Source organism: Pseudomonas sp. RC2C2 (assembly GCF_018390435.1).
Taxonomy (GTDB): Bacteria; Pseudomonadota; Gammaproteobacteria; order Pseudomonadales; family Pseudomonadaceae; genus Aquipseudomonas; species Aquipseudomonas donghuensis.
On the sequence record NZ_JAHBAX010000001.1, the window covers coordinates 376,764 to 393,206 of the forward strand.

Genomic DNA, 16,443 nt, shown 5'->3' on the forward strand with positions numbered 1-16,443 from the left:
TGGCAAGGCCAGCTCCCACAGGGGTAGCAGGCGACATCAAGCCCTGTGGGAGCCGGCCTTGCCGGCGATGGGCTACGCCGTAGCCCCAAGGTTCAATCCTGCGTGCGCCACAGCACCGGCCACATCTGCGACCAGCTCCCACTGCAACTGCCCATCCGCGCCAGCGAGCGCAGTTGCATGCGCTGCCCATCAAAACGCCAGCTCTGATCGACACCGCAATCACCTATGCCGCGCCCCTTGGTAAAGCTACTGAGCACTCCGGTGTCGGCGTTGTACTCGACCGAGCCACCAAAGTCGCCCCACTGCTCCAGCCCGGGAAACTCCGCGAACTGCAGGGCCTGCGCCTGCTGCGGATGCGCCCGTGAAGTGGTGAACAAGGCGTACTCGCAGTTGTAGGCGCCACAGCCATAGCGAAAGCTGACCAGCGCACGCTTGCCACTCAACGCATAGGCTTGGGCAGTATCGGGCTGCCAGTCATCACCCACGTCCTGCCAGGCATCAGCGCTGGCTGCATGCACGGCGGCGACAATGTGCCTGGCCTCTGCCTCCCCCAGCGGCTCGGGCCGTGCGAAGGGCGCCAGCTTCGGCAGCGCCGGCGCAGGCGGCACGGCACTGTCTGGCGCATCACCTGCACGCATGAAGGCACTGCGGTGGCCCAGCCGCCCCTGCACCGAATCGATCAGCAACAATGAGGCGCTCAGGCCATTGAGCGAACTCCCCAGCTCACCATCATTGCTCGCCGAGGTCAGCCGCGAGCCATTGCGCAAGGCCTTGACCAGGGCCACGGCCTGCTCGCCACTCGCCCGCCAGGACACCACGCCGTTGTGCTGTTCTTCATGCAGTGCCAGCGCCAGAGGCTTGCCATCGAGCTGCAATGGCCCCTCCAGCGAACTCTGGCTGTAAATCGTTACCTGCAACGGCCCCTCCAGACCCGCGCCACGCACGATCTGAATACCCAACGGCATGCCGTCGACGCTTTCATCGGCCGCCAGCGCCGTACATTGGCGGGTGTTGTCACACCCCACCACCCAGTCCTTGAGGTGCCGGTACAAGGGTACCGGTTCTGCCGTCGTGGCCTGGGTAGCGCCGGGCAAGGCCAGCAGGGAGAGAAAGGCTGCGTGCAGCGGTGCGCTCATGATGAAGTCCGTTTCAGGTGAGCGCACATTCTACCCCTGGAACTTCTCGAAGTCCGGTTGGCACAGCGGGCTTGTCATTTACATATGGAGATCCGTATATTCGAATTTCCATATATCAAGCCCGGACCGATTCGATGCTTACCCCTGCCGCCCTGTTCAAATGCCTGGCCGACGAAACCCGCGTTCGCGCCACGCTGTTGATCGTCCGCGAAGGCGAACTGTGCGTGTGCGAGCTGATGTGCGCACTCGACGACAGCCAGCCGAAGATCTCCCGCCATCTGGCCCAACTGCGCAGCTGCGGCCTGTTGCTCGACCGCCGCCAGGGTCAGTGGGTGTACTACCGCCTCAACCCGCAGCTGCCAGCCTGGGTGAACGAGGTGCTGCAGCTGACCCTTGAGGCCAATGGCCAGTGGCTCAGCGACGTCAGCGAGCGCCTCGAGGCAATGGGTGATCGTCCTGTCCGTGCGACCTGCTGTTGAGGAATCAGCCCATGCGAGTCTTGTTCATGTGTACTGCCAACAGCTGTCGCAGCATCCTCTGCGAAGCGCAGTTCAATCACCTGGCCCCGGCCGGTTTCCACGCGGTCAGTGCCGGTAGTTTTCCCAAGGGCCAGGTGCATCCTCGCAGCCTGTCGACCCTGCAACGCGCCGGCATCGCCATCCACGGCCTGACCAGCAAAGGCAACGACGCCTTCGCCGACAACCCGCCAGACATCGTCATCACCGTCTGCGACAACGCCGCTGGCGAAGCCTGCCCGCTGTACTTCGGCCCAGCGCTGAAAACCCACTGGGGCCTGGCAGACCCTTCCGAGGTCCACGGCAGCGATACACAGATCGATGCCGCCTTTGACGCCACCCTGGCGCGCATAGCACTGCGCTGCAAAACCTTCCTTGCCCTGCCCTTCGAGCGCTTGAGCCGCGACCAGTTGCAGGCTGAAATCGACCGCATCGGCACTTTGTAAACGGAGCCCCCATGAGCGACCACCTACCCAATCTCGACCTCGGCCTGATCCCGGCCAACGCCGCACATGACGGACACAAACCACGCATCTTGCTGCTCTATGGCTCAACCCGCGAACGCTCGTTCAGCCGCCTGCTGACCGAGGAAGCCGCGCGCCTGCTCGAACACTTCGGCGCCGAAACGCGGATCTTCAACCCCAGCGGCCTGCCCCTGCCTGACGACGCGCCCGACAACCATCCCAAGGTCGTGGAGCTGCGCGAACTCATGCAATGGTCCGAAGGCCAGGTGTGGTGCTCGCCGGAGCGTCATGGCGCGATGTCGGCGGTGTTCAAGGCGCAGATCGACTGGGTGCCATTGGCCATGGGCGCAGTGCGCCCGACCCAGGGCAAGACCCTGGCGGTGATGCAGGTGTGCGGCGGCTCGCAGTCGTTCAACGTGGTCAACCAGCTGCGCGTACTGGGGCGCTGGATGCGCATGTTCACCATCCCCAACCAGTCCTCGGTACCCAAGGCCTGGCTGGAATTCGACGGCAACGACCGGATGAAGCCGTCGGCCTACTACGACCGCGTAGTCGACGTGATGGAAGAGCTGGTGAAGTTCACCCTGCTGCTGCGCGGGCGCAGCGATTACCTGGTGGACCGCTACTCCGAGCGCAAGGAATCGGCAGAGGCGTTGTCACAGCGAGTTGGCCAGCGTTCGATCTGAGCGGCGCGCTGCGCTTCCCTGTTGCGGTCCTGCGTTGATGATCGACTGCGACGCCACACGAGTTAGCGGTTGAACCGGCGGGCATACCCCCGCCCCGCCGGGGATCATGTATGGGATTGAGCCGGTGCTTTGCGCCCCAGGGAAATCAACTCGTTGGAGAAACACAGGCCGGTGATGATCAGCCCCGCACCCACGTACAGGCTTTCTCGCGGCACCTCATTGAGGACCAGGAACGCCAGCAGCGCAGCGAACAGGGGCTCGGTCAGCTCCAGCGCCTGCACCTGGGATGGTTTCAGGTACTCGATGGCCTTGGTGGTGCAAAAGAAGCCCAGGATGGTCGGTAACGTGGCCAGCGCCAGCAATGCGGCAATCGCCAGGGGCGACAGCTCGCCAATCACAAAGCCATCGGCCGCAGCCGGCATCAGCAGGTATAGGCTGCCGAAGAACAACAATTGCCGAGTGAAGTGCAGCCCCCCGGAGACGCCCATATGCTTCATGGCCACTGAAAACGCCCCGTATCCGCAGCCGGCCATGGCAGCCAGGGTAGCGCCTTGCAGGGTGAACCCCTGTTGCAGGTCAGCACCAAAGATCACTGCAATGCCGGCGATGGCCAAGGCGGCGCCAACGGTAGCGTTTGCGGTAATGGGATCTTTCAGGAAAATCCGCCCCAACAGGATCGAGGAAATAGACGCACTGGCCATCAGCATCACCACCACGCCCGCGGCGGCGTAATGGCGGTAGGCCGATGTTTCGAAGTGGAACAGCACGAAGATTCCGAGAAACGCGCAAATCGCAGCCTGGGTCCACTTCGCCGTCGTTTGCGGGCGCCTGATGAACAGCACCAAGGCCGACAGCAGCAGGCAACCTAGAATGGTTTTGATCACAGCGACACTGCTGGCGGTGAAGCCGTTTTCCATGAGCACTTTGCTCAGCACACCGATTGTCGCGTTCAACGCGGCGGCGGAAAGCGCAAAAACAACGCCTTTACCAAAACTGGATTGCATGAATGACCGTCCCTGTCGTTGCGTGGTGGCTCGCTAGAATATCCATCCAAATGGGGGATGCAAGCCAAAGATAAGAGCGCACTGGACAAACCACCTGAAAAACCTCGACTGTCTCCAGTACGGTGGGTCCACGTCGTGGGAGAGGTTGCGGGTTCGGTGGGCGGATGGGATGTTGACGCATCCGCTCAGCGTGCTCCTTTTGGAAACTGAGTCAACTGGTCAAACAAGCGAGCATTGAGTAATGGACGCAAACGCATTCGCGAAAGCACTGAAGACCTCTATTAGCGAGGTTAAATCGCAGGGTCATGAAACAGTCAATTGCGACAAGTTAATAACGTATATCGATAGGGTTGTCGAAGCCACCTCAACAGACAACAACCCCGAGGAGAACAGCGAAGTACTCAAGGCGAGACTCCAGCTTTCCCTGGACGCGCACAAACACAACCTGTCAGCCAATTTGGAAATGTTCAAAAGCATTATCCAATCAGGGCAAAACGCACTCAAGACGATGCTGCTACTGAATGGAGGAGCCGCGATTGCCCTGCTCGCCTTCATTGGCAAACTCTCAGACAACAACAGCAGCGCCATCCCGGACTTCGCATATTCGCTAACAGCCTTTGTAATCGGGGCATTGGCTATCGGCATCACCTCTTGCTTGACGTATCTTTCGCAGATGGCCTTTGACAGCGCTGTAAAGTGGCACAACAACGTCGCCACTACCTTACACGCCACCTGCGGCGCATTGGGTTTGGTTTCAATATCCGCCTTTGCATATGGCACCTATAAAACCTACCAAGCGTTCTTGTGCCTAGCTACTTGCGCGTAACCTGTCGAATAGCTGAGCTTGGCATTCCAGGTTCAGCCATCTTTGTCTCTCGTCGCTTTGCCCAGGCCGGGGCAGCCAGCTTGCGGGCGAATGCCTGGCACTCTTGGTAGACTATGGCACCTTTGTTTTTGATACGGATCCTGGCGAGGTGGTACATCGTACCCACGATCCATCAAAAAACGCCCAGCTAATGGTACAAAACACGTAACCGAAAATACCCCTAGAATCCGCCTCAACCCCAGTAAACCCGCGCCCTGAGCCGTCCCGCCGCTTCAGCGTTGCGCCTATGATGGATTGGATCTACTAGACCTCAGACCCTCTAAAAATATGGCCCGCAGTAACCCTCGATAAAATCTGTACCAGTTCTGTACCAATGACAACCCTCTCCGCTGGCCGAGCCGCGACCAGTCCCCCGCCTTCACACCACGCAGATAGCGGCCATAGCAACCCGTGAAAAGATATCTACGCTTACGCTTCGAACTCCAGATGCTCAGGTTGACGAGCGATAGCAAACCAGTGGCCGTGATACCCTGTACTGATATATATTCAGCTTGGATGATGTTAGAGGGGCAAAGGTAAACTCCTACCAGCCACGGCAGGCCTTATAGATGATCGAAGAATTCAAACAAGACTTAATCAACCTTACGAGTCTACAGATAATTAGAAAATACATACTGGGCGCCGAGAGCCAGATCCTAAGCGCCGACCAGCACTACCGCCTCAAAGAGCAAGTATGCGAACACTTTGAAGTAGAATTCAACGATGTAATCATGGTTGGATCTGGAAAGCTAGGCTTCAGCATTAAGCCAAGTCGAAGATTTCAACTTTTTCATGACGAGTCCGACATCGATATTGCTGTTGTATCTTCAAAATTATTTGAAAGAATTTGGACTGAAGCATACCTCTTTAAAAAAGGAGGAGCCGATTGGCCCAAGGCTGAATCATTCTTCAAGTATCTTTCGGAAGGCTGGATCAGGCCAGACAAACTTCCGAGAAATGAATATTTTGAGTTCACATCCAAATGGTGGGACTTTTTCAACGCTTTAACCTCAAGCGGCCACTATGGACCGTATGCGATACGAGCAGGGTTGTACCACTCTAACTTCTTCCTGCAAGAGTATCAAAAAATCTGCATCGACCAGTGCAAGGAGCTAAGTTAATGGACACCTCAGCATCCAATAGACGCCTTCGTGTGTTATTGACCGCTATAGGCAATGGCACTCTAATCCCTCAGCCAGAATTTCAGCGGCGCTTAGTCTGGATCAATAAAGACAAAATCGAATTTATCAGAACCGTTCTAGAGGGCTATCCGTTTCCTGAGATATATATAGCAGCAGGGAAAGTTGACACAAAAACTGGGGAAGGTGCCGAAATGCTAGTCGACGGACAGCAGCGGATCACAACGCTCTACCAGTACTTTAGAGGCTCGGCAGATTTACGCCTGCCAAAAGACTTCCCTCGCTACGACAAGCTTCCAGAAGGAGATCAAGTTAGATTTCTAGAGTATAAAGTCGTAGTTCGTGACCTTGGCAACATGTCCATCGATCAAATAAAACAAGTATTTCAGCGAATCAACTCAACAAGCTATGGCTTGAACGCAATGGAAATTCATAACGCTCGATACGGCGGCGAGTTTAAAAAATTCGCAGAAAAAATCTCACAACTCGAATTCTTTGATGATTATCGGGTTTTTACATCTACAGATGTCAAGCGCATGAATGATGTTATGTATTGCGCCAGCTTGACCGCCACAGTAATGAGCACCTACTTCAATCGAGATAGCGAAGTAGAAATATTTCTTGAAAAATTCAACGAAGAGTTCGACGCGCAAGAATTACTACTTAAAAATATTGAAAAAGTCCTCACTTTCATCAGCAGATTAAACTTCCCACCAAAGTCACGAATCTACAAGAAAGCAGACTTTTTTACATTATTTGTAGAAATCTACAAAATATTGATAACCGCGAATGTCGACCTAAACATCCCAAGGGTTCGCAGCGAACTAGAAACCTTTTTTAATCATGTTGACATTGTCGGCACAGGGTTGGACACAGGCAGCGCCGATGTAGAGCGATACTATAAAGCTGCTTTACAGGCAAGTAATGATAGAGGGAATCGAATTGCTCGCGGCGAGATAATTAGTAAAACCCTTAGAAATACAATTTAATTGACTGGGGCGCATAGGCGCCCCACCCTTGACTACCAACCTATTCCTGACTACTACCCTATTAAATACTCGGCACTCGAAAATCAAGAGACAACAACCAACTAGGCAATCCGCCAAGTAATTGGACACAATAAAGCGAAAGCGTAGTCCGACCAGGATCCCTGTGTTGATCAGCTCCCTTCAATGCTTTTATGGTCACTCAAAGCCGCTTTTCCTCCGCTGCCGGCTAACCCCCTTTTGCTCCTCATACGAATGCAAAGATCGTAGTACCTCATCCAGCAAATGGCTGACTGGGAGCCGTATGACAGTTTGTGTACGCCCAAGCCTAGGCCCCTCTCAGCCTTATATCTTGAGTTTTCTGTTGACCCCTGGGGATAAGGTAATTTTGGTAATTCCCTATGCTCAGCGCACGTAAAAGCTATATTTATCAACCGGTTAGAGAAAATCCTAAAAGGTAATAACTGAGTAATATTGAGTTAGAGTGTTACCTTTTCCTCCAGTAATACCACCCCCCAGAAAACCCCTGTAAAGTAGGGGCCTGGCGCAGTCATTACCTTGTCGGTTACCAAAAATTACCGCTTGAGGTAATGAACGAAAGGCGCGCTAGATAAGGCCTACAGTCCGATTTTCTCCCCTCATTACTAAAATTACCTTTTTCCCACCCCTGCCCACGAAAATCCCAGCTCCCTACTGAGCGCTCTTGTCAGTGCAACGCATAGAAATGCCCATCAATCGCTGAACACTAGACAGGACGTGGCTTTGGCTGAAGTTCTTGACGTGGCCTTTGGTTCCCAAATCCATCGCCGGTACGACCTGGTCAGAAAATGAAAACCTCGATATTGCGCAGTTTTCAGCTGCCCACCCTACATAGATCAGGGGCTCCAGCCTACATCCGCACTGCTCGCATCCCCTTCTACCTGCGCAATGGCTTTGCACTGGTCTTCAATTCTTTACACCCAGTGCTATGGCCACCAGCCTGCCAAGACCCGCACCGGGCCTAGCCTGCAGCCCCTATAGCACCGCCACCGGTCTTTGCAATTTTTCGCGATGAAAAGCCCGTCGGCGGGAGGGGGATAAGTGTTTTTCTAAGCGATTTTTTTGCGTCCGATGATTTTTTCATACCTCGTTTAGCTATGATGGCATATGGCCGACAGGGAGTTACGATCATGCTTAAGCCGTTAGTTAAAGAACCTAGCGTCAATGAAAGTGAAAGAATACTGGCGAAAGTGGCTGCAAAAACTTTTTTTAGCTTATGGAGCTACCCGAGCCTATTTAGGTCGGTTGGTAAAGGCAAAGAGCTGATCGACCTAACGGTGTATTTTAATAACACACTAATACTGTTTTCAGATAAAGGCGAAGTAAAGCTTCAGGAGCATACCGACCCAATACTTGCTTGGAGTCGCTGGTATCGCTCAGCGATTAAAGACTCTGCAAAGCAATTGCATGCTGCCGAGAAATTTGTCCGGAATTACCCTAGACAGATTTTCTTAAACAGCAAATTGGTTGATCCATTCCCATTTGACATATCTAGTCCTGATCTAAAAATTCACTTGGTCGCAGTGACACGAGGGGTGGGAGAGAAGGCCAAGAAGCACTTTGACAACATTCAAGCAGGTAGTAGTGGGACACTGGCTTATGCTTACACCCTACCCGAGCAGAAGTTGCTTGAGTATCCATTTTTCATTGGGGATGTTGATCAAGCCAAAACATTTGTTCATGTGCTGGATGAATACGGTATTGCTTTACTACTTGAAGAGCTATGCACGCCGTCCGACTTTATCAATTACCTTGAAGCTAAAGAGAGGGCGGTTAGGAAGCGCGGACTGACCATCAGTCCTGGTGAAGAGGAAACGCTGGCATATTACCTACTGGAGGACGGCGGGCGAGGTTTTGGAGACATCAAAAGCCCAGCGATAGCGAATGGGCACCCTTTTGCGATACCTGAGGGGCAATGGCTTGAGTATAAGAAGTCTGTCCCCTACGCTTTGCGCTATTCGCGTAGAAAACATGCGGAGGCTTGGAGTCAACTGGTCGCTAGTTTCTCAGACTGTATAGTAGATGCCACCGTAGGTGAGGGTGCAGATCTTCCACTGCTTAACCATGCCAGGGCAGTTGAGGTATTAGCATCCGAGAATGTTTACTCCAGCGGCCTATTGGCGCAAGCTTTTTTTGGCAAGTATGGGACGGTGCCGGAGATGGCCAGGTCGTCGCGAGTTATACCGTCTCAACTAAGACCTGGAAGGTTATATGTTTTTGTATTTTTTCCTTGGGACGAGGATTACAAAAATTACGAAGAATATCGCGAGGAACGGCGGGAATGCATGTTTATGTATGCGCTCGTTGCTCGCTATAAATACCAGCTAGCAACCGAAATTGTAATTCTGGGGTCCGCTACGAAGGGAGATACCCCCGGGTCCGAGACTATAATGGTAATTGATAACTCAGTACCACTCTCCAGCGACGAAAGATCAATTGCCCAGAAAGTCATGAAGGAGGGGAGTATCTTGAGCGACGTTACTGAGAGACGTGTAAAGATAGGCGGCAGCCCGACTATTGGACGTAATGATTTTTGCCCATGTGGTTCTGGTAAGAAATATAAAAAGTGCTGCTACAAGAGCGGCTACGAATGAGTAAAGATAATTAAATTATAGTGTTATTTGTTTCATTCTTACCGTCAAAACTTTTGTTGTAGCAGCAGCCTCCATAAATGCAGCTGCATTGCTGGGCGGGGGGGGTTGGTCCGTGCGTGTGGTTGGCAAGCTGGGTGTTCATCTGTTCTACCACGTCCAGTAGATCGCACAGCACCTGCAGGACGTTGACCCCCTCGGAGCCCAGCCAGGTCTTGGGCGCCTGTAGCCGCTGACTGACTTTGACCACACTGCGGCGCAGGCCCTGGATCTGCTCCTGCATATCCCCGCCGACCGTGGCGTTGTGCTTCTGGCCGATCACCAGGTTGTAATCGCGGCCCGTGGCCTGGTGCAGATCATCCACGGCGGCCAGGCTGGCCGATCCGCCGGAAAGCAGCTTGAGCGCGCCAAGGGCTTCGATCTTTTTAACCCCCCCCACTGACTCGGTCGAATGGTCGTCCACGTTCCTGGTGTGGCTCTGGAAGCTCTCAGTGTTGGCCATGGCCTCCACCTCGCGCTCGATCGCCTTGTCCTGGATCTTTCCATCAGTCTGGCGCAGCCAGTTGCCGTCGGCATCGACACGCTGCTGGCAGGCTTCGCTGTGCTGCCATACCTGGTCACCTTTCGGCACCCGGGGCAGGCTCAGGCCGTGCGGCAGGATCTGCTGGATAAAGGGCTTGTGCGGCAGGCCGTAGGCGAAGCTGACCACCACGGTGGTGCCTTCCTCGGGGAAGCCGAACATGCCGGCCTCTTGGCCGCCCATGGGCGCCGGCAGCGGCAGGCTGTTGAACACCGGCAGGGCCGGGTCGGGCTCGCCGTCTGGTAGCAGTACCTGGACGTCAACGCCGAAGCGCGGGCGGAAGTCGTCGCACAGCCCGGGCGCCGCCGGCGCATCCGGTACCGCGACCACCCGACCGAAGCGCGGCAGGTGGTAACCCCCGGTGATTTCGGGGAACTGGCGCTCTACTGCGCGCCGGATTGCATCTTCCATTTGATCGCCATCTGATTGCCGGCGAGCGCCACATGGGTGACGCGCTCGCCCTGGTTGATTGTTGCACCTGGTCGCAGCCCGGGCAGGGCAGCAATCATCGCGCTCTGGTTGCCCTGGTAGCTGTCGAACAGCTCGGCAGGGAGTTGCAGCGCAGGACGGGCAGCAAAGAAACTGTCTGCCCAGCTGCCCACAAATACCTCTCCATCGCCTTGCTGCTGCCAGATGAAGTCGGGAATGTTGAACACCTGGGCCAGGCTTTCCATTGCCTGAAAGCCGGCGGCCAGGCTGTAGAAAAACGGTGCCCTGGTTGTCGCATAGGGGCGCTCGGGCACGCGGAACTTCAGGCCGGTGTGTCGGCCCACCTCCTCGAGCACGCCGCGCAGATCCACATGGCGCAAGTTCATCGGCAAGGGCTTGGCCAGGATCGCAGCCAGCTCGCGGCAGAACAGCACCTGCTGCACCGCGTTGGCTGCCGTGCAGCGCTCGATATAGCCGATGAAGTGGCGTTGCAGCGGCTTGTCGTTGTAACCGACATCGAGCGTCACCAGACCCTTCAGCGGTGCGCCGGCCTGGACGGTGAAAGTGGCCCGCCCCGGGTTGCGCAGCTCAAGCCGAACATCGGCCTGGACCAGGTCAAACGAAACGCCGGCGACGGTCAGCACCTGGTGCAGTTTCATTGCCCGCCCCCAAGCCAGTCATCCACCTTTTTCAACGTCGCTTCAAAGCCGCTCAGACCTTGCCCCCCGGCGCTGCCTTCGCCGTCAGCACCACCGACCGCCGCCCCGGGCCCGGACTGCGCGGTAACGCCGTTCTTGGGCCGGCGCTTCTCGACCTTCTCCGGGTTGGATTTCTTTTCGGTCAGGCCGAACTGCACCCGCCAACACTGCAGAATGTCGTCTTGTCGGGCGCTGACCCCATCGGAAAACTGCACCTGACGCATACCGAAGGCCGCCGCCGTGTCGTTGACGACGCGATACGTCTTCAGTTGGCCGCCGCCTTCAGTGGCCTCGGCCAGGCGCATCAAGGCGCTCAACCACGAGTGGTCAACGTAGGGAATGGTCAGCGTGACGGTCAGGGTCTTGGGCTTGAAGCCCTTGTGCGCCGTCTCCGTGTTGCTGGTCTGCCCCGACAGGTCGTCACTCTCGATACGCATATTCGCGGTGATCTTCAGGGTCTTGCCCTGGACCGCTTCGCCGTCCAGCAACAGAGTCATAGGCCCACCAGCTCGCGCACGAAACTCAGTCCTTTCTCGGAGCCGACCAGGAGCGCGCCGACGCTCATGATCCACTCATGCCCAGGTGCATCGCCCTGCAGCAGCCCGCGGCGCAGATCGGCGGCATTGCCTGGGCCCAGCATGCGCGCGCGAATGCTGGTATCCGCCTGGCCGTCCTGGAGCAAGGCCTGCAGGTCGGCCAGGCCCTGATCGCGTTCCCGCTGTTGCGCCGCCTTGCGGGTCCTGGTCGGTCACCGTACCCAGGTAGGACTCACTGATTGCCTTGAGCGTACCGCGTTTGGTTTTACCCAAAGGCCGGGCTTTCTCCATCTCAACCATGTATCGATCAATCATTTCTTTTATGGTCGCGCCTTTGCGGTTGGCGCGCTCGATCGCGCCGGGCTGATCCAGTTCGGCCTCCCGCTTTCTCGCCCACGCTTGAGCGGCCTGTTTTCGGGCGAAGGTCTGGCTCTCTTGGTAAACTTGTACGCCATCACGATAAAGACGTATCTGTGCTGTGTAGCTACTGCTGCCGTCGGTGCGTTTCCGTGCTCTGATCGTGGCCATGGTCAACTGGTACAATTGAAAAAATGATTGGTACATTGTACCAACGACCCTCAAATAACGCCCATTTACCCCCGAAAATAGACACCAAACACGTAGAGCAAAATGGTACAGAATTCAGCTACATACCCAGTAAACTCAAGCTCTACGGTGTCGAGACGCTTTAGCGTGGCACCCATGATGGACTGGACCGACCGCCACTGCCGGTTCTTCCTGCGCCTGCTCTCCAGCAACGCCCTGCTCTACACCGAAATGGTCACCACCGGCGCGCTGCTGCACGGTGATGCCGAGCGTTTCCTGCGCCATGACGAGGCCGAACATCCGTTGGCCCTGCAATTGGGCGGCAGTGTGCCGGCTGATCTGGCCGCGTGCGCCAAGCTGGCCGAGGCCGCAGGCTATGACGAGGTCAACCTCAATGTCGGCTGCCCGAGCGATCGGGTGCAGAACAACATGATCGGCGCCTGCCTGATGGGCCATCCGGCGCTGGTCGGCGATTGCGTGAAGGCGATGCAGGATGCGGTGCAGATCCCAGTGACGGTCAAGCACCGCATTGGCATCAATGGCCGCGACAGCTATGCCGAGCTGTGCGATTTCGTCGGCCAGGTGCGCGACGCCGGTTGCCGCAGTTTTACCGTGCATGCACGGATCGCGATTCTCGAAGGCCTGTCGCCGAAGGAGAACCGCGAGATTCCACCGCTGCGTTACGACGTCGCTGCGCAGTTGAAGGCGGACTTTCCCGACCTGGAGCTGGTGCTCAACGGCGGTATCAAGACCCTGGCCGAATGCCAGGAACACTTGAAGATTTTCGACGGGGTGATGCTCGGCCGCGAGGCCTATCACAACCCGTACCTGCTGGCCGAGGTCGATCAGCAGCTGTTCGGCAGCACCGCGCCGGTGATCAGCCGCAGTGCGGCGCTGGCCAGATTGCGCCCCTATATTGCCGCGCACCTGGCATCCGGTGGCGCCATGCACCACATCACCCGGCACATTCTCGGCCTTGGCCAGGGCTTCCCGGGGGCGCGCAAGTTCCGCCAGTTGCTGTCGGTGGATATCCACAAGAGCAAGGACCCGCTGGCCCTGCTCGACCAGGCCGGCGAGCTGCTGCAGGGGCGTTAGTTCCGGAACCTGTGGCCGGTTCGGCACTCGAAGGCTTATCCCCTTCGCCCCGCCTGCCAGCCAGCCCTTGAGCGGCTGGCGGCGCTCGGGTAATGTCGAGCCATTGCACAGGACAGAGCACGCCCATGACTTCCAAGCTGGAACAACTCAAGCAGTTCACCACCGTGGTTGCCGACACTGGTGACATCGATGCCATCAGCCGCCTGAAACCGGTCGATGCCACCACCAATCCTTCCCTGCTGCTCAAGGCCGCCGCCATGCCCGGCTATGCCGAGCTGCTCAAGCAATCGGTCGAGCACAGCAAGGGCGATGTCGGCCTTGCCTGTGACGCCTTTGCCGTGGCGGTTGGCGCCGGCATTCTGAAGGTGATTCCGGGGCGTATCTCCACCGAGGTCGACGCCCGCCTGTCCTTCGACCAACCGGCGTTGCTGGCCAAGGCCCGGCAACTGATCGCGCTGTACGACAAGGCCGGTATCGGCCGCGACCGGGTGCTGATCAAGCTGGCCTCGACCTGGGAAGGCATCCGCGCCGCCGAGGTACTGGAGAAGGAAGGCATCCAGACCAACCTGACCCTGCTGTTCTCCTTCGCCCAGGCCCAGGCCTGTGCCGACGCCGGAGTGTTTTTGATTTCGCCGTTCGTGGGGCGCATCTACGACTGGTACAAGAAGTCCACCGGCAAGGACTACGTCGGCGCCGAAGACCCGGGCGTGCAGTCGGTAACGCGCATTTACGACTACTACAAAACCAATGACTACAAGACCGTGGTCATGGGCGCGAGCTTTCGCAATATCGGCCAGATCGAACAACTGGCCGGCTGTGACCGGTTGACCATCAGCCCGGAGCTGCTGCAGCAGTTGAGCGAGGATCAGGGCGAGTTGCCGCGTATCCTCAAGCCTGGCAAAAACGGCGAGGCGCGTCAGCACCTGAGTGAGAGCCAGTTCCGCTGGGCATCGAACGAAGATGCCATGGCCACCGAGAAGCTGGCCGAGGGGATTCGCCAGTTTGCCCGGGACCAGGAGAAGCTCGAGGCGTTGTTGGCGGCAAAGGCCTGATACAAATCTGGGTTTGCCAGTGAGGGGTGCAGCGTAGAGCATCTTATCGGCCTTCAGGGCCTCATCGCGGGTCAAGTCGAGTCGTCGCACCGCCGCTCCCACCCATCAAGTGGGAGCGGCGGTGCGACGACTCGACTTGACCCGCGATGCTTTCGACTTTGCTTTCAGAGATGTTGATGTCTGAATCTTCCGAATTACCCGCAGTACTGGCCGGCCCGTTGCTGCGCCGCCTCGAACCCACGCGGATCGTGTTCTGGCTGGTAGCCTCCGAGCCGCTGCAAGCCAAGCTGCAACTGAGCTGCGCAGGCGTTAGCGCCGACATCAACTGCACGGTTGTCCCAATCGGTCGCCACGCCTTTGTCCACCTGCTCGACATCAACCTCGACAGCCCGCTGCCGTGCGACGCGCAGATCGACTACGACCTGATCCTCAACACCCAAAGCATCGCCCAGTACGCCCCGCACCTGCTCTACCCGGGCGCGCAACGGCCGAACTTCGTCCTGCGCTCGCACCTTGAGCAACTGCTCCACGGCTCATGCCGCAAACCCCATCACCCGGCAGCAGACGGCCTGCTGTGCGCCGACCGCCTGTTGCTGGAACACCCCGCGCCGTTGCAGCGCCCTGCCCTGCTGATGATGAGCGGCGACCAGGTTTATGCCGACGATGTCGCTGGCCCGATGCTGCGCGCCATTCATGCGCTGATCGAGCGCCTGGGGCTGTTTGGCGAGCACCTGCAAGGTGCGGTGGTCAATGACAGCGCTGCGCTCTACCGCCACCCGGCCAGCTATTACCACCGCGCAGACTTGCTGCCAGCACTGGAGAGCAACGAAACCCTGCGCGAGCGATTTTTTGGTGGCACGCGCAAGCCGATCTTCACCAGCAGCAACGCCGACAACCACCTGGTGACCTTCGCCGAAGTCATGGCCATGTACCTGCTGGTCTGGTCGCCGGTGCCCTGGAGCCTGATCGAGCCACAGATGCCGGCGGGCCTCACCACCGAGCGCCAGGTGCGCTACCGCCAGGAACAACAGCTGATCAACGGCTTTGCCAGCGGCCTGGGCGGGGTTGCGCGGGTATTGGCACACTTGCCGAGCCTGATGATCTTCGACGACCACGACATCACCGATGACTGGAACCTGTCGGCGCAATGGGAAGAAACCGCCTATGGCCATCCGTTCTCCAAGCGCATCATCGGCAACGCCCTGCTCGGTTACCTGCTCTGCCAGGGCTGGGGCAACAACCCTGAGGCGTTCAGCGGGCTGCTGGAGCACTGCCAGGCTTGCAGCCACAGCGCCGATGCCGATGACTACCTCGACACGCCGCTGCAGGACTCGCTGATCAACGAATTGCTGCGCTTTCAGGGTTGGCAGTTCGTCCTGCCGAGCAGCCCGGCGCTGCTGGTGCTGGACACCCGCACCCGGCGCTGGCGCAGTGAAAGCAACTTCAAGCGTCCCTCCGGCCTGCTCGACTGGGAAGCCCTCAGCGAGCTGCAACAAGCGCTGCTCGACCATCCTTCGGCGATCATCGTCTCGCCGGCGCCGATCTTCGGCGTCAAGCTGATCGAAACCGTGCAGCGGGTGTTCAGCTGGCTGGGTTATCCGCTGCTGGTGGATGCCGAGAACTGGATGGCCCATCGCGGTGCCGCGCAGGTCATCCTCAATATCTTCCGCCACTCGCGCACGCCGGGGCATTACGTGATCCTCTCCGGTGACGTGCACTATTCGTTCGTCTACGAGGTGCAGATCCGCCACCGCCAGCGCGCCCCGCACCTGTGGCAGATCACCAGCAGCGGCATCAAGAACCAGTTTCCCAAGCGCCTGCTGGATACCTTCGACCGCCTCAACCGCTGGCTGTACTCGCCACGCTCGCCGCTCAACTGGTTTACCAAGCGTCGGCAAATGCAAGTGATCCCGCGTACACCCGCCCACAGCAAGGCCGGCGAGCGGCTGTGGAACAGCGCGGGCCTGGGCCAGGTGTTTTTCAACGAACAGGGGCAACCGGCGCGGATTTTTCAGCTCAATGCCGATGGCAGCGAGGCGACTGAGTTTCCACCACGGGAAGCTGACTTGAAAGAGGTTTGAC

The 16,443-nt window shown here is 57.6% G+C and carries 14 protein-coding genes and 3 pseudogenes; 10 read left to right on the top strand and 7 right to left on the bottom strand.

Features of this window, described 5'->3' with window-relative positions; translation table 11 throughout:
• Positions 1-92: 92 nt before the first annotated feature.
• Positions 93-1,136 (bottom strand): DUF1176 domain-containing protein, encoded by a 1,044-nt coding sequence (locus KHO53_RS01715; protein WP_159388950.1) that lies wholly within the window; start codon positions 1,134-1,136, stop codon positions 93-95.
• Positions 1,137-1,270: 134 nt separating this feature from the next.
• On the opposite strand from KHO53_RS01715, the gene KHO53_RS01720 reads away from it, so the two are divergent.
• Genes KHO53_RS01720 through arsH form a run of 3 tightly spaced genes read left to right on the top strand, consistent with a single transcriptional unit; the run spans position 1,271 to position 2,801 of the window.
• Positions 1,271-1,615, top strand: coding sequence for a metalloregulator ArsR/SmtB family transcription factor (locus KHO53_RS01720; protein WP_036996394.1), 345 nt, complete (start codon positions 1,271-1,273; stop codon positions 1,613-1,615).
• An 11-nt stretch (positions 1,616-1,626) separates the two neighbouring features.
• A complete protein-coding gene (locus KHO53_RS01725) occupies positions 1,627-2,097 on the top strand; it encodes an arsenate reductase ArsC (RefSeq protein WP_010227054.1) in 471 nt (156 codons plus the stop codon).
• Between the two features lie 11 nt (positions 2,098-2,108).
• On the top strand, positions 2,109-2,801 hold the full coding sequence (arsH, locus tag KHO53_RS01730) for an arsenical resistance protein ArsH (RefSeq protein WP_010227055.1): 693 nt from the start codon (positions 2,109-2,111) through the stop codon (positions 2,799-2,801).
• Between the two features lie 104 nt (positions 2,802-2,905).
• Here arsH and KHO53_RS01735 read toward each other — a convergent pair whose 3' ends face one another.
• Positions 2,906-3,805: a DMT family transporter gene (locus KHO53_RS01735; protein ID WP_010227056.1), complete on the bottom strand. Its 900-nt coding sequence runs from the start codon at positions 3,803-3,805 to the stop codon at positions 2,906-2,908.
• Positions 3,806-4,046: 241 nt separating this feature from the next.
• On the opposite strand from KHO53_RS01735, the gene KHO53_RS01740 reads away from it, so the two are divergent.
• The 4 genes from KHO53_RS01740 (at position 4,047) to KHO53_RS01755 (ending at position 9,428) form a co-directional block, all read left to right on the top strand.
• A complete protein-coding gene (locus KHO53_RS01740; protein WP_010227057.1) occupies positions 4,047-4,631 on the top strand; it encodes a hypothetical protein in 585 nt (194 codons plus the stop codon).
• Between the two features lie 608 nt (positions 4,632-5,239).
• On the top strand, positions 5,240-5,791 hold the full coding sequence (locus KHO53_RS01745; RefSeq protein ID WP_213569911.1) for a hypothetical protein: 552 nt from the start codon (positions 5,240-5,242) through the stop codon (positions 5,789-5,791).
• The gene (locus KHO53_RS01750) at positions 5,791-6,798 is read left to right on the top strand and encodes a DUF262 domain-containing protein (RefSeq protein WP_213569912.1); all 1,008 of its coding nucleotides are present in this window, start codon (positions 5,791-5,793) and stop codon (positions 6,796-6,798) included. The genes KHO53_RS01745 and KHO53_RS01750 overlap by 1 nt, the downstream gene beginning before the upstream one ends.
• Before the next feature lie 1,166 nt (positions 6,799-7,964).
• Entirely contained in the window at positions 7,965-9,428 is a 1,464-nt protein-coding gene (locus KHO53_RS01755; RefSeq protein ID WP_213569913.1) for an SEC-C metal-binding domain-containing protein, read from the top strand.
• A 15-nt stretch (positions 9,429-9,443) separates the two neighbouring features.
• Here the strand turns inward: KHO53_RS01755 and KHO53_RS01760 are convergent.
• From KHO53_RS01760 to KHO53_RS25575, 5 genes and pseudogenes are all read right to left on the bottom strand, one after another.
• Positions 9,444-10,416 (bottom strand): annotated as a pseudogene (locus KHO53_RS01760) (hypothetical protein).
• The gene (locus tag KHO53_RS01765; RefSeq protein WP_213569914.1) at positions 10,389-11,093 is read right to left on the bottom strand and encodes a hypothetical protein; all 705 of its coding nucleotides are present in this window, start codon (positions 11,091-11,093) and stop codon (positions 10,389-10,391) included. The pseudogene KHO53_RS01760 and the gene KHO53_RS01765 overlap by 28 nt, the downstream one beginning before the upstream one ends.
• On the bottom strand, positions 11,090-11,629 hold the full coding sequence (locus KHO53_RS01770; RefSeq protein WP_213569915.1) for a baseplate complex protein: 540 nt from the start codon (positions 11,627-11,629) through the stop codon (positions 11,090-11,092). The genes KHO53_RS01765 and KHO53_RS01770 overlap by 4 nt, the downstream gene beginning before the upstream one ends.
• Positions 11,626-11,871 (bottom strand): annotated as a pseudogene (locus KHO53_RS01775) (hypothetical protein); the annotation flags it as partial. The gene KHO53_RS01770 and the pseudogene KHO53_RS01775, both read right to left, overlap by 4 nt.
• A 4-nt stretch (positions 11,872-11,875) precedes the next feature.
• Positions 11,876-12,196 (bottom strand): annotated as a pseudogene (locus KHO53_RS25575) (site-specific integrase); the annotation flags it as partial.
• 102 nt (positions 12,197-12,298) lie between these two features.
• On the opposite strand from KHO53_RS25575, the gene dusA reads away from it, so the two are divergent.
• From dusA to KHO53_RS01790, 3 genes are all read left to right on the top strand, one after another.
• Entirely contained in the window at positions 12,299-13,309 is a 1,011-nt protein-coding gene (gene dusA / locus KHO53_RS01780; protein ID WP_213569916.1) for a tRNA dihydrouridine(20/20a) synthase DusA, read from the top strand.
• A 125-nt stretch (positions 13,310-13,434) separates the two neighbouring features.
• Entirely contained in the window at positions 13,435-14,361 is a 927-nt protein-coding gene (gene tal, locus KHO53_RS01785) for a transaldolase (protein WP_010227059.1), read from the top strand.
• A gap of 176 nt (positions 14,362-14,537) precedes the next feature.
• A complete protein-coding gene (locus KHO53_RS01790) occupies positions 14,538-16,442 on the top strand; it encodes an alkaline phosphatase D family protein (RefSeq protein ID WP_213569917.1) in 1,905 nt (634 codons plus the stop codon).
• The last annotated feature ends 1 nt before the right edge of the window (position 16,443 follow it).